Below are 14,510 nucleotides of genomic sequence, written 5' to 3' on the forward strand. Positions count from 1 at the left end.
TAAACAACCCGATGATTCGGGTGGGGCGGCAGTGGCTATTGGGACTAAGATTTGGGCGCGCAAACTCCGCTTACGGAACGAAATCGCGCCCGGCCCAGCTCAGCGCTGCGGGGCGGCCGTCGGCTTGATCGGCGCCGGCAAAGCGGACTGCCCCATCAGGTAGCGGTCGACGCCGGCGGCCGCAGCGCGGCCCTCGGCGATCGCCCACACGATCAGCGACTGGCCGCGACCCATGTCACCGGCGACGAAAACACCCTTCACCGAGGTGGCGAAGTCCTTGTCGCGGCTGACGTTGCCGCGCTCGTTGAGTTCCACACCCAGGTCGGTCAGCAGCCCCGGCTTTTCCGGCCCGACAAAGCCCATGGCAAGCAGCACCAAGTCGGCTTCGAGATCGAAGTCGCTGCCCTCCACCTTCTCGAACCTGCCGCCCTTCATCGCCACTTCGTGCGCACGCAACCCGGTAACCTTGCCCTCGTCGCCGACGAACCTCTCGGTGTTCACCGCAAAGACCCGCTCGCCACCCTCTTCGTGAGCCGAGGCCACCCGGAACATCAGCGGGTATGTCGGCCATGGCGTCGAGTCCGCACGGGTCTCCGGCGGCCGCGGCATGATCTCGAACTGATGAATGCTCGTCGCACCCTGCCGGTGGGCGGTACCCAGGCAGTCCGCGCCGGTGTCGCCGCCACCGATGATGACGACCTTCTTGCCCTTGGCGGTGATCGGCGGCTGACCGTCCTCGTCGACCACCGGGTCACCGTGGGTCACCTTGTTGGCCCACGGCAGGTACTCCATGGCCTGGTGGATACCGTCGAGTTCGCGGCCGGGGACGGGTAGGTCGCGCCAATCGGTCGCGCCACCGCTGAGCACCACGGCGTCGTAGTTCAGCCGCAGCTGTGCGACCGTGAGGTCGACGCCGACGTTGACCCCGGTGCGGAACTGGGTGCCCTCGGCCTCCATCTGCTCGAGGCGCCGGTCGATGTGGCGCTTCTCCATCTTGAACTCGGGGATGCCGTAACGCAGTAGGCCGCCGATGCGGTCGGCGCGCTCGAACACCGTCACCTGGTGCCCCGCCCTGGTCAGCTGTTGCGCGGCGGCCAGGCCCGCGGGACCCGATCCGACGACCGCGACCTTCTTGCCGGTCATCTTGTCCGGCATCATCGGCACGACCCAGCCCTCGGCGAAGGCATTGTCGATGATCTCGACCTCGACCTGCTTGATGGTCACCGGATCCTGGTTGATACCCAGCACGCAGGACGCCTCGCACGGCGCGGGGCACAGCCGCCCGGTGAACTCCGGGAAGTTGTTGGTCGCGTGCAACCGCTCGATCGCGTCGCGCCAGCGGTCCCGGAAGACCAGGTCGTTCCACTCGGGAATGAGATTCCCCAATGGGCAACCGTTGTGGCAGAACGGGATACCGCAGTCCATGCACCGGGAAGCCTGGGCCTGAAGGGTCTCGTGGGAGAAGCCCTCTTCGTAGACCTCTTTCCAGTCCTTCAGCCGCAGATCGACCGGCCGGCGTGCCGGCGTCTCACGCTTGGTGTACTTGAGGAAACCGCGCGGATCAGCCATTGGCTGCCGCCATGATCGCGGCGTCGACATCTTCGCCGTTGCGCTCGGCCTCGGCGATGGCGGTCAGAACCGACCGGTAGTCGCGCGGCATCACCTTCACGAAGTGCTTCAGTTGAGACTCCCAGTCCGACAAAATCCGTTGCGCAGGCGCCGAATCGGTGGCATCGACGTGGGCGACGAGCATGCCATGCAGCCACTCGATGTCATCGGCGTCCAGTCGTTCCAGCTCGACCATCTCGGCGTTGAGATTGTCGCCGAGATGGCCGTGCTGGTCGTAGACGTAGGCGATGCCACCGGACATGCCCGCGGCGAAGTTGCGGCCCGTGGGTCCGAGGATCGCCACCTTGCCGCCGGTCATGTACTCGCAGCCGTGGTCGCCGACCCCCTCGACCACCGCGTGGGCGCCCGAGTTGCGTACCGCGAACCGCTCGCCGACCTGACCGCGCAGGAACGCCTGCCCGCTGGTCGCGCCGAACAGGATCACGTTGCCCGCGATGATGTTGTCCTCGGCGACGAAGTCGCGCGGAGCCGCCTCGGACGGCCGCACCACGATCCGCCCGCCGGACAATCCCTTGCCGACGTAGTCGTTGGCATCTCCGTACACGCGCAGTGTGATGCCCTTGGGAACGAAGGCGCCGAAGCTATTGCCCGCAGACCCGTTGAACGTGATGTCAATAGTGCCGTCTGGAAGCCCTTGTCCTCCATGGGTCTTGGTCAGCTCGTGGCCGAGCATGGTGCCGACGGTGCGGTTGACATTGGCGATCGTGGTGGAGAAGCGGACCGGAAGCCCGGTTTCCAAGGCCTCATTGCACTGCACGATCAGCTGCTGGTCGAGCGCCTTGTCGAGACCGTGGTCCTGGCGTGAGCTGCAGTACAGGTCCTGGTTCATGAACGCCGAGTCGGGCTCGTGGAGCGCCGGGGACAGGTCCAGCTTGTGGGCCTTCCAGTGCTCTGCGGCCTGGGCGGTGTCGAGCGCGCCGACCTGACCGACCATCTCGTTGACCGTGCGGAAGCCCAACTGCGCCATCAACTCCCGCACCTCTTCGGCGATGAACAGGAAAAAGTTCTCGACGAACTCGGGCTTGCCGTTGAAGCGCTCGCGCAGCAGCGGATTCTGAGTCGCGACGCCAACGGGGCAGGTGTCGAGGTGACACACGCGCATCATGATGCAGCCTGCCACCACCAGCGGGGCGGTGGCGAAGCCGAACTCCTCGCCGCCGAGCAGCGCAGCGACGACGACGTCACGGCCGGTCTTTAGCTGGCCGTCGACCTGCACGACGATGCGGTCACGAAGTCCGTTGAGCAACAACGTCTGTTGAGTCTCGGCCAGGCCGAGCTCCCACGGTGCGCCCGCGTGCTTCTGCGAGGTGAGCGGCGTGGCTCCAGTGCCACCGTCATGACCGGATATCAGCACGACGTCGGCGTGTGCCTTCGACACGCCAGCGGCGACCGTGCCGACACCGTTCTCGCTCACCAGCTTCACGTGCACACGCGCCTGCGGGTTGGCGTTCTTCAAGTCGTGGATCAGCTGGGCCAGATCCTCGATCGAATAGATGTCGTGGTGCGGCGGCGGCGAGATCAGGCCGACCCCCGGCGTCGAGTGCCGCACCTCAGCCACCCACGGGTACACCTTCTTACCCGGAAGTTGGCCACCCTCACCCGGTTTCGCACCTTGCGCCATCTTGATCTGGATGTCGGTGCAGTTGGTCAGGTAGTGGCTGGTGACTCCGAACCGGCCGGAGGCCACCTGCTTGATGGCGCTGCGGCGCCAGTCACCGTTGGCATCATGCTCGAAGCGGTCGACGGACTCGCCGCCCTCGCCCGAGTTGGACCGGCCGCCAAGGCGGTTCATCGCGATGGCCAGCGTCTCATGCGCTTCAGCGGAGATCGAGCCGTAACTCATGGCGCCGGTAGAGAATCGCTTCACGATCTCGGTGGCTGGCTCGACCTCTGCGAGCGGCACGGGAGGCCGGACAGCGTCATCACCGGTGCGGAACTTGAGCAGACCACGCAGCGAGGCGAGCCGCTCACTCTGGTCGTCGACCAGCTTGGTGTACTCCTTGAAGATCGAGTACTGACCGGTGCGGGTGGCGTGCTGCAGCTTGAACACCGTGTCCGGGTTGAACAGGTGGTATTCGCCTTCGCGGCGCCACTGGTATTCGCCACCGACCTCGAGTTCGCGGTGCGCGCGCTCGTCGGGGCGATCCAGGTAGGCCAGGGCGTGACGGGCGGCGACGTCAGCGGCGATGTCCTCGAGGTCGATGCCGCCAACCGGACAGGACAGCCCGGTGAAGTAGTCGTCGAGCACCTGCTGGCTGATGCCGATCGCCTGGAAGAGCTGGGCACCTGTGTAGGACGCCAGCGTCGAGATGCCCATCTTGGACATCACCTTCAGCACACCCTTGCCGGCGGCCTTGACGTAATTGGCCTTGGCCTTATCGCTGCTGATATCGGCGATCACGCCGCGATCGCACATATCCTCGATGGACTCGAACGCCATGTACGGGTTGATGGCCGCGGCGCCGAACCCGACCAGGGCAGCCATGTGGTGCACCTCGCGGGCGTCACCCGCCTCGACGACGAGGCCGACCTGGGTGCGGGTACGGTCGCGCACCAGGTGGTGGTGCACCGCCGACACGCTCAGCAGCGACGGGATCGGCGCCAGCGACTCGTTGGACTCCCGGTCGGACAGCACGATGATGCGCGCGCCGTTGCGGATGGCCTGTGAGACCTTGGCGCGGACGTCGTCGAGCGCCTCCTTGAGCCCCTCTCCCCCGAGCGCGACCGGGTACAGACAACGGATGACAGCGGCCCGCAGGCCGTGCTTGTGGCCGCGGATCTCGTGGTCGGGGTCGACGCACATCAGCTTCGACAGCTCGGCATTGCGCAGGATCGGGTTCGGCAGAATGATCTGGCGACACGAGTCCGCGTTGGGATTGAGCAGGTCACCCTCCGGGCCGACAGTCCCCTTCAAGCTGGTGACGACCTCCTCGCGGATGGCGTCCAGCGGCGGGTTGGTCACCTGGGCGAACAACTGCTGGAAGTAGTCGAACAGCATGCGCGGACGCGCCGACAGCACCGCGACCGGCGTGTCGGTGCCCATCGAGCCGAGCGCTTCCGCTCCGGTGCGTGCCATGGGCGCGACCAGCAGGTTGAGCTCCTCGTAGGTGAAGCCGAAGGCCTGCTGACGCAGCACCACGCGATGGTGCGGCATGCGGACGTAATCACCGGGCGGCAGGTCGTCGAGGTGGAACTGACCCGCGTCGAGCCATTCCTGGTACGGCTCGGCCGCGGCGAGTTCGGCCTTGATCTCCTCGTCGGAGACGATGCGACCCTGCGCGGTGTCCACCAGGAACATGCGGCCGGGCTGCAAGCGCATCTTGCGGACCACGGTCGATGGGTCGAGGTTCAGCACGCCGGCCTCGGACGCGAGGACGACGAGGCCGTCCTCGGTGACCCAGACCCGGGACGGGCGCAGGCCGTTGCGGTCGAGGACGGCGCCGATCACGGTGCCATCGGTGAAACACACCGCCGCGGGGCCGTCCCAGGGCTCCATGAGCGATGAGTGGTACGCGTAGAAGGCGCGCCGCGCCGGATCCATCGACTCGTGGCGCTCCCAGGCCTCTGGGATCATCATCAGCATCGCGTGGGCGAGGCTGCGGCCGCCGAGGTGGAGCAGCTCGAGAACCTCGTCGAAACGCGCGGTATCCGACGCACCCGGCGTACAGACCGGGAAGATCTTGTCGAGGTCCTGGGTCGAACCGAACACGTCACTGTTGATGAGCGCCTCACGGGCCCGCATCCAGTTTTCGTTGCCGGTGACGGTGTTGATCTCGCCGTTGTGGGCAACCCGGCGGAACGGGTGCGCCAGCGGCCACGACGGGAACGTGTTCGTCGAGAAGCGCGAGTGCACGATGCCCAGCGCGCTGGTCAGCCGCTCGTCCTGCAGGTCGAGGTAGAACGCCTTGAGCTGTGGGGTCGTCAGCATGCCCTTGTAGGCGAAGGTCTGACCGGAAAGACTTGGGAAGTAGACGGTTTCGCGTCCGGGACCGTCCTGGCCCGGACCCTTGGTGCCTAGTTCGTGCTCGGCGCGCTTGCGCACCACGTAGGCACGGCGCTCCAGCTCCATCCCGGAGGCACCGCCGATGAACACCTGCCGGAACGTCGGCATCGCATCGCGAGCCAGCGCGCCAAGGGACGAATCGTCGGTCGGGACGTCGCGCCAGCCGAGCAGCGTCAGGCCCTCAGCCTCGATGATCTTGCCGACCGACTCGCATGCCGTCGCCGCATCGCGCGACGACTGCGGCAGGAAGGCGATGCCGGTGGCGTAGCTACCCTCCTCGGGCAACTCGAAGTCGACGACGGCACGAAGAAAGGCGTCGGGAACCTGCAGCAGGATGCCTGCGCCGTCGCCGGTGTTCGGCTCTGCGCCCTGGGCACCGCGGTGCTCCATGTTCAGCAGCGCCGTGATGGCCTTGTCGACGATGTCGCGGCTGCGACGGCCGTGCATGTCCGCGACCATGGCCACGCCACACGAATCGTGTTCATATGCGGGGTTGTACAGCCCGACACTGCTGGGCATTCGCACCTGACCCTTCACAAACTTTTTTGCGCGGTGGTACGTCGACGTGACCGCGCCCCGCCAGGGTTTCCTCCGTGCGTCACTGGACGGGGCTCCACTGTGGTGTCAACAAGTCGTAAAACGATATGTCAAACCCCCGCTGACATGCCAACTTAGTCTAGGCTTACTTGGTCGCCCGCCCACATTTTCCGCAGCGGCGGCCGATAACCAGTTTTGCTCCGGAATCCGTTGTTTCAGCCCCCCCTTTGGTGGTGCAATGGCCCGTTGAGACACCCAGGCGGGACCGAAATCATCCGCTGAAGCAGTTTTAGGCCGTTTACCGAGGGCGTAGTTGGCCGACCCGGGCGATGCGGGAAACCTCACATCGCCCGTTGTCACCGCCACGTCGACCTGGGCGAACCTCAGGTCCGGGGCTTTGCGCAAACTCTGGTCGGATTCTTAGCTTTACCGCCGCCCAAATCGAGACTCCGCAGAGCAAACGCGCGGGGAATCCGGCAAAACGGCGATCTCGCCGTGCGGCGATACTTAACCCAATGACCGATGACCTCCCGCGCGACCGCTACCGGCAGGGCCCACCGCCGGGGTACTCCGCTGGACCGCCGACCGAGCGGATCCCGCGCATCGTGATGCCGCCGTCGCCGCCACCCGGTGTCCAGTTGCCCTATCCCCCGCCGCAGGCCCCCCCGCTCGCCCCACCGCGGCCGGTCAAGCCCAAGCCCACCCACGGCTGGCGGCGCGGTATCCATGCGGCGACGTTCGGACTGGTGAATCCGGGCCCATCGCGTCAGGAGCAGCGACAGGCCGCGATGGAGGCCATGGTGGCCGCCCCCCTGCGCGGCCACTACAAGATCGGCGTGCTCGGTAAGGGCGGTGTCGGCAAGACGACCGTGTCCGCCAGCGTCGGGTGTGTGCTGGCCGAGCTGCGCCGTGGGGATCGGGTGGTCGCCGTCGACGCCGACACCGCATTCGGCAGGCTGGGCAGCCGCATCGATCCGCGGGCCGGCGGCTCCTATTGGGAGCTGGCCAAGAACAAGAACCTGCAGTCCTTCGCCGAGGTGCTCACCCGGATGGGCAGCAACTCGTCGGGACTGTTCGTGCTGGCCGGCGAGAACGGTAGCCGGCGCGCGATTCTCGACCCCGCCATCTACCGCGAGGCCACCATGCGCTTGGACCGGCACTTCACGATCTCGATCGTCGATTGCGGTTCGACCATGGACGCCCCGGTCACCCAGGAGGCGATGCGCGATATGGACGCGCTGATCGTGGTGTCCTCGCCGTGGCCGGACGGCGCATCGGCAGCCGCACAGACAATGGAATGGCTGGCCGCCCACGGCAAAACCGGATTGATGCAGCGCTCGGTGATCGTGCTCAACGATTCCGACGGGCATTCGGATAAACGCACCCGCGGGGTGCTGGCCGATCAATTCCGCTCCCGGCGGCAGGCGGTGGTCGAGGTGCCGTTCGATCCGGGCCTGCGTCCCGGCGGGGTGATCAACAACACCGGTGAGATGTCGACGCCGACCCGTCGGGCTTTTGTCGAAGTGGCAGCGGTCATTTCGCAGTTCTTGGCGACGATTCCCGCCCGTGGACCTCACACCCGCTAGCGTCGGTGGATACTTGATCCGATCGGTGCTGGGCACCGGTGGGACGGTTACGGTCTACCTCGCGCGCAGCTCCCACTGGCCTTGTCGCACTGAAGGTGTTCGATTCCGGGCGGCCGCCGACTTCCGCCGTTGTCCACCCCCATATCGTGCCGGTGCTTGACGGCGGCCAGACGAGTTCCGGAATACATTGGCTGACACTGCCATACGCTCCCGGTGACGATGCAGACAGCGAACTCCGGGCGGGGCGAATGCCAACGGCCCAGGCAGTGCACATCACCGCCAGCCCGGTACGCACAGTGGATACCGAAGGCGATGGCTAAAGATCCGGACGGGCGGTTTCAGCCTGCGCGAGAGTTAGCGACGGCAGCCGAATACGCCCTAAAGATCTAACGGCACACGTTTTTCCGCGCAGGCATTTGCCACCGCCGTGATCAGATCCTGCGCGCGCAGGGTCTCGAGATCCTCGATCGTCACCGATCCCCTGCTGGTGCGGTTCTGGGCAGCCACCCTCGAATCCCGTAACCGCTCGGCGCGTTCGAGGACGTTGCGGGCGAACCGGCCGTTCTGCATCACGTCGATACCGTGGCTGCCGTCCGGCGCGATGTAGGCTCGCAGCTGGCGACAGGCCGCGTTCAGGGCCTCCTGCGCGGCAGGATCGATCACCGTGGCCCGCGGTTGGCCGTAGCGAATCGCGATCTGCACCAATTCATCCGGACTGTAGGACTCGAACCGCAACTTGCGGTTGAACCGACCAGCCAAACCAGGGTTCACCGTGAGGAATTCGTCGACTTCCTTCTCATAGCCGGCGCCGATGAAACAGAAGTCGAAGCGATGGACTTCCAAGGCCACCAGAAGCTGGTTCACCGCCTCCATGCCGATCATATCCGGCCGCCCGTCGTGGTGACGTTCCACCAAACTGTAAAACTCATCCATGAACAGGATCCGGCCGAGCGAACGACTAATCAGCTCATTGGTTTTCGGGCCCGATGAGCCGATGTGCTCACCACAGAAGTCGGCCCGCTTGACCTCGACGATCTCCGGGTGCCGGACGATCCCCAATCCGGCATAGATCTTGCCGAGCGCTTCGGCTGTCGTCGTCTTACCGGTGCCGGGCGGGCCCACCAGTAGCATCCATCTCGGTGTCGATGACATGGACCCGCTGGGCATGGTCCTCCGGGAAGTCCTCGATGCCGACCGGGATGACCAACCCCGGGTTCTGGCCGTAGTCGACCCACCACGGCTTGCCCCGCCACCGCTCCACCAGGGCGTCGGCGGTCTCGCCGACTTCCAGTGGTGGCAACCAAATCTGGTGCGGCGCCCGGGCCGGGTGCGAGGCCAACGATTCCCGAATGACGTCGAGCAACTTCTTTTTCTTGAAACCGTCTGCGTGGTAGAGGAATTCGTCGGGCTCATCCGGTGCGTCAGCATCCGCGAGCGCGGCATTGTCCTCGGCAGACAGCGGCTGATACTCCCACGTCAACGGCCGCGGTTGGGTGAAGCTGACGTCCACCGTCGCGTCGGTGTTCACCACCTTCTTCGGCACGACGAACGGTGCCGAGACATAGAAGCAGCGGAACTGCTCGAGTTCGCGGGGCCCGACCTTGAGCAATCCGTAGCCGGCTTCTTTGGAAGGCAGATGCAGTGCGGCGTCGTTGCCGATGACATCGCGGGAATCCTCAGCGGTCTCGGCTCGCAGCGCGACCCGAAAGGCGATGTTGCTCTTGACCTTACTCAACGAGGACAGATCCAGACGCTGACCACCGAGGGTGAAGAAGACATTACAGCCGCGCCCCTCTTGGCCGATGTGGATGACCAGATCGATCCACTCGGGGTGATTGTGAAAGAGCTCGAGGTACTCGTCGATGATCACGAGGAGGATCGGTACCGGCTCCAGGTCACGTCCGGCCAGTCGCATCTCCTCGTACTCGTTGGCATCACGAGCACCGGCGTCCTTGAAAAGCCGGTAACGACGGGCGATTTCACCGTCGACGGCCTTGCGCATCCGCTCAGCGAGGTGACGGTCGTCCTTGCCCAGGTTGGACAGCGAGCCCGCCACGTGCGGCAATCCCTCGAGGTCCTGGGCGGCCGACTCGAACTTCATGTCGACGAAGATGACGATGAACGTCTCCGGCGAATGAGTCAGTGCGATCCCGTTGCACAACGACAGGAAGTACTCCGACTTACCCGAGCCCGAGGTCCCGATCACCACGGAATGGAAGCCGAAGCCACCAAAGTCCTTGGCTCGCAGCACGACGTGCTGAAGTTCTCCGCCAGGTTTGACGCCGACGGGAACCACGGCCCACTTCGGGTCGCCGCGGCCGCGGCTCTCTGCCCACAGCCGATCGACGTCCAGGCGGCGAGGATCGGTGATCCCCAACGCCCGCAACAGCTCTCCACCCTGGCTATCCGTCTCGGACAGTTCACCCGCGGACATCGGCGACCATCGGGCCAGCCCGCGAGCGTAGCGGTCGGCGGTGCTCTCGGCGAGCATGTCGGCGACGGCATAGAACGCGTCACGGTGGCGGAGCCGGCCTTCACGCAGCGCGAAGCGGTCCTCCTCGTCGGAGAATCCGACCCCGATACCAAGCCGCGATGCCAAGCGCAGCACCGTGATCCCGGCCATACCCTTCTGGCCGGTGATCCCTTCCCACTGGTCGGGTGTGCCGACGTTGTCGTCGACGATCACCCAATGCGGGCCCAGCGCCGCGCCGGAGGCCGCCTCCATGGGCGAGAGCATGGTGGTGGGACTCGAACCACTTGGCGGTGCCCACGGACCCCGGCCCTTACGGTGCAGCTCGGAGTCCAGTGCGTCCTCGAGTTCGGTGGGCGAGGTGAAAACCAGTCGCCGCAGACCACACGCGTCGAACATCTCGTCGTGTTGGTTATGCGGCAACCACACCAGCCACGACCACAATTCGGGGTGCCGGGTGACCACCATGAGCTTGATCTCGTTGGGGCTGTGGTAGACCGCCAGCGAGCACAACACCGCCCGCATGAACGAGTGCAGCTCGCCGGGATCGTCGCCGACGAAGCTGAACCCCGGGCGCGACCGCAGGCTCAGCACCTTTCCGATTCCGCGGATCTTGCTCTGCTCCAGGATGAAATCCCGCAGCGCCCGCCCGGTCACCGGTTCGAGCTCCTCGCCGACGGGCACTTCCGGCCATTGCAGCGACACCGCGGAGTCGGCGGTGGACTGCACGCCGATACCGAGGCGCACATCGAGGAAATCGGCGTCGGCCGGCCGACGCTCCCACATCCGCGGCCCACCGATCACGGTGTCGAGCTCTTGGGGGTCGCCGTGGACGAACAACTGGCTGTGGCGCTGCTCCTGGGCGGCGCGCTGTACTTCATCGCGGTCATCGTCGAGCTGGCGCAGGTACATCCGGCGCTGCTTTTCCTGCTCCCCCCAGCTGATCCGGCGCCCCCGTCCCATCCGGCCGCTGAACATCAACGCGCCGAAGCCGATCAGACCGATCATCGGAAAGAACCCGGACTGCAACGAACGGACACCCGAGGTGTACATCACCACGAGAGTGCCGATGATGCCCACCAGCAGCGCCGGCAACGCGATCATCAGCAGGATGTTGCGCGGCTCCCGTTCGGGCAGCGCCAGCGGCGGCGCGACCGCCACCCGCGCGGGCGGCACGCTCGGCACCGGCTTACGTCGTCCACGGACGAATCCCCGTTTCGACACCGCTACCCTCCCGTGTTCTGTGGGCCGGGTGCCGACACCGGGGCCACCGCCCCGCCCGGATCGATTCTGTCGCGCGCCAAGAGCGCGGAGGCGCGGTTGATGGCCGGGCCGGCGGCGAATGTCCGCAAGATGGGCCAAGGTGCCTGGACAGCCCGGCGCGGGTCCACGCCGAGAGCTTGCAGTGTGCTCTGATCCCATTCGACGCCGTACCGGACCCCTTGCGGCGACACCCAATAGAGGGACTCGCGAGTGTCCGATGTGACGGCGCCGCTGGTGGAGGCGACGAAGTTCGCCGCGCCCGGCAGCATCAGGGTCTGGTTGGCCTCCACGGAGTCCGGATCGCGACTATCGCGCACCAACCGCACGATGTGCGTGTCCATGCTCTCCGGCGTCGGCAGGCCACGCCCGGTAAGGAACGTCACCGCGGCCTGACGGTCCGTCGTCTGCTTCTGCCACCCCACACATGTCACCGGATTGGCATCGGTGTCAACGAAATCCAGCTTGCCGGTTGGGTAGAAGTCGACATTGAGCACCGTCACCTGGGGAATATCGACCAGCTTGTCGGGTGAAATCAGTTGCGGGGTCGTCGAACCCTGGCTGTTCGCGGTGCGCAGCAAATCGGCCACGAAGCCGGTGATCTTCTGGACGCCGTTGGGCAGCAGGGCGTAGAAGCCGCTGACCACCCCGTTGGAATCCTTCGTCTCCAGAACGCTTCCCACCACCGAACCTGCGAGCAGACTCGACGGCGTGCCGGCGTCCGGAATGACCGGCACCACAAGGGGTTCGGTCGCCGACATGGCGTCGAACAGCGCGTTGGAGATGCCGATAGGCCGGGTGCCGCCCGGGTCGAGCCCGAGGTTGAAGGTGACCGAACGGTCAGCTGGGTCGATCTGGGTTCGTTGGCCATTCCAGATCAGGTAGGTACCGGTGCCGTGGGTGGCCAGGACAGCCTGGGTCGGCCGCAACGGCTGGGCACGGCCGCCGGTCGAGAGCTGACCGGCGATGGCAGTCACCACCGGCAGCTGCCCGCTGCCCCGGGCCGCAGCGGTGTCGCACACCGACCACGCCGAGACGGGGTTCGCGGAGACCGTTAGATCGTCGGGTACACCGGGGATTCCGATCATCGGCCCGGTCGGGTACTTGGCGATCTCGGCGGCGTTGACCCACGTCGGGGCCGACGCGCTACCGGTCGCCAGCCGCGCCGACGTCAGATTGAGTGCCGGGTACAGTCGGCCGCCTATCTTCGCGTAGAGCGCGCCCGTGTCGCGGTTACCGATAATGTTCGACTGGCCCACCAGCCCAGCGGGTTTCATGAAGTGCAGCAAGGCCATCCAGCCACAGCCGATCAACACGAACACGATCGACAACGCGACCGCGGCCTGCTGCTTGCGGTCGTCGTGTTTCATTCGCACGGAGAAGCGGGTGATGGCCGCCCTCAAGCGCCGGTTGTAGAAAAGGTGGCCGGAGTTCTGGTCGCGGTTGGACAGATTCAGCGGCACCGGATCACCTCAACCCGCCGCCGTAGCGGGCATGATTGTCGGTCTCGGCTTCCTCGCGCAATGCCGCGAACGCCAGGTTCAGCCGGTCACTCAGCTCGCCATGGCTGTAATCGTTCACGACCGCTGGGTGCAACGTGAGTTCGATCAGTTTGCCGTCGGAGTTTGCCACGGCGTGTATATCCCCCAGGTCGACGCTGTAGGTGATGGTCTCGGCCTGTGCGACGAGCGCCTCCCAGCGCTCAGCGGCCTCGCTCAGCTCCCGTAAGACCGCATCGACGAGATCCCTGTCGCTAAGCTCGCGATCATTGCCGGATCCCGCCACTCAGCCAGTATGTCGAGCCCCACTACCTGCGTCAATTCACCAGTGCGGTCAGTGTGACCGCCGAGGACGGCAATCGCTTCAGCAACCTCGGACCATAGGTTGAGTTACGGTGCCGCGCCCCACTGAGTGGATGTGGGCGCGTTGAGCGCCTCGAACCAGGCGAAGTGGTAGTTCGCGGAACGCTCGTCTCCGACGGCGATCGCCTCGGTCGCGGCCAGCAACAAGCAGTTGCTCAGCAACGCCGAGTCGACGTCTGGGTACTGGGCCATCAGCTGATAACGGGCGGTATCGGAATGCACCCGCAGGACGTCCACTTCCGCATCGAGCACTCCGGTGTGTGCGGCGCCCGCCTTGGCCAACGTGTGCACCAGCCTCGGCAGGCCGTCGCGCCAATGGGTGGCCTCGATGAGCTTCCACCCCAGATCGTCCACACGGGGCAGCTCCCGGGCCGTCGTGGACTCCGTCCGCGGCTCGCCTCGGCCCGGGGCGAACAAATCCCCCGGGTGGTAGTCCGCCGACCGCATGACGTCACCGAGGAGCTCGCCGATCCGGCCGCGCCGTCTGGCCGGCGCAAGCAGCTCGACGCCAGCGGGCAGCGCCACACCCGGCGGGATCCAGCCGTCCGCGAGGTCGGTCACCAGCAGGGTCGTCCCGTCCTCGCGCTCCCCGACAGCCCATCGCAGGCCGGGTTCCTGGCGGGCGACGAATTCCAACAGCCGCGCGAGGTGGTGATCGCCAGGCTCGGGCTCGGGCTGGATCGCGACCGGTTCAGCGACGACCGGTTCGGCCTCGTCGGGCACCACATGCGATTCGACGGGCGGCGGTGTGACTACGGGAATCCGTGGATCGGTATCGAAATCATCTGCAGCAGAACGTAGTTGACGAATAGTCGACTCCACACGTTGCACCGCATAGGACCTGGCGACGTCGATGATCCGGACTTCCTCGGCGCGGCGGGCTGAATCGGGAAGATCGGCGTACCGCAACGCCCGCAACCGCTCGTTGGCCGAACTCGCGATTCGCTGCACATCGTTCTTGAGGTGTTCGGCGACGGTCTCGGTCGCCGGTGTGACCGTCTCAAGCTCCGGAGGCCACAGCCCACCGATGACCCATGGCGTGCAGTCGGGGGGCGCGTCGAACATCGGCACCGAGAGGGCCCGCTGCGTTGCCCTCTTCAGGCGCTGACGCGCCGTGTTCCGACCGAAGATCGCCACCCCAGCGAGCCTACCGTCGATCCCGA

General features: G+C 66.0%; 6 protein-coding genes and 1 pseudogene. 1 reads left to right on the top strand and 6 read right to left on the bottom strand.

From position 1 onward, the window contains the following. Positions 1 to 99: 99 nt before the first annotated feature. Together G6N13_RS07025 and gltB are read right to left on the bottom strand one after the other, a co-directional pair. Complete coding sequence (locus tag G6N13_RS07025) at positions 100 to 1,569, bottom strand: glutamate synthase subunit beta (protein WP_163695663.1); 1,470 nt, start codon at positions 1,567 to 1,569, stop codon at positions 100 to 102. After that, positions 1,562 to 6,151 carry a glutamate synthase large subunit gene (gltB, locus tag G6N13_RS07030; RefSeq protein ID WP_163695665.1) on the bottom strand — a complete coding sequence of 1,530 codons (4,590 nt, stop codon included), beginning with the start codon at positions 6,149 to 6,151 and terminating at the stop codon, positions 1,562 to 1,564. The genes G6N13_RS07025 and gltB overlap by 8 nt, the downstream gene beginning before the upstream one ends. A gap of 533 nt (positions 6,152 to 6,684) precedes the next feature. On the opposite strand from gltB, the gene G6N13_RS07035 reads away from it, so the two are divergent. After that, entirely contained in the window at positions 6,685 to 7,755 is a 1,071-nt protein-coding gene (locus tag G6N13_RS07035) for a MinD/ParA family ATP-binding protein (RefSeq protein WP_163695669.1), read from the top strand. Between the two features lie 378 nt (positions 7,756 to 8,133). Here the strand turns inward: G6N13_RS07035 and eccCa are convergent. From eccCa to G6N13_RS07060, 4 genes and pseudogenes are all read right to left on the bottom strand, one after another. Continuing rightward, positions 8,134 to 11,449 (bottom strand): annotated as a pseudogene (gene eccCa / locus G6N13_RS07045) (type VII secretion protein EccCa). A 2-nt stretch (positions 11,450 to 11,451) separates the two neighbouring features. Further along, positions 11,452 to 12,948: a type VII secretion protein EccB gene (gene eccB, locus G6N13_RS07050; protein WP_163695671.1), complete on the bottom strand. Its 1,497-nt coding sequence runs from the start codon at positions 12,946 to 12,948 to the stop codon at positions 11,452 to 11,454. Positions 12,949 to 12,952: 4 nt separating this feature from the next. Then, positions 12,953 to 13,270, bottom strand: coding sequence for a DUF2710 family protein (locus G6N13_RS07055; RefSeq protein WP_163695674.1), 318 nt, complete (start codon positions 13,268 to 13,270; stop codon positions 12,953 to 12,955). Positions 13,271 to 13,374: 104 nt separating this feature from the next. Further along, positions 13,375 to 14,484 (bottom strand): DUF5631 domain-containing protein, encoded by a 1,110-nt coding sequence (locus G6N13_RS07060; RefSeq protein ID WP_163695677.1) that lies wholly within the window; start codon positions 14,482 to 14,484, stop codon positions 13,375 to 13,377. Positions 14,485 to 14,510: the final 26 nt, after the last annotated feature.

This window comes from Mycolicibacterium sarraceniae, assembly GCF_010731875.1.
Taxonomy (GTDB): Bacteria; Actinomycetota; Actinomycetes; order Mycobacteriales; family Mycobacteriaceae; genus Mycobacterium; species Mycobacterium sarraceniae.

What these genes read in the sequence shown, in the direction of transcription:
- gltB (WP_163695665.1), bottom strand. Translation starts at nt 6,151, where the DNA reads ATGCCCAGCAGTGTCGGGCTGTACAACCCCGCATATGAACACGATTCG.
- G6N13_RS07035 (WP_163695669.1), top strand. Translation starts at nt 6,685, where the DNA reads ATGACCGATGACCTCCCGCGCGACCGCTACCGGCAGGGCCCACCGCCG.
- G6N13_RS07025 (WP_163695663.1), bottom strand. Translation starts at nt 1,569, where the DNA reads ATGGCTGATCCGCGCGGTTTCCTCAAGTACACCAAGCGTGAGACGCCG.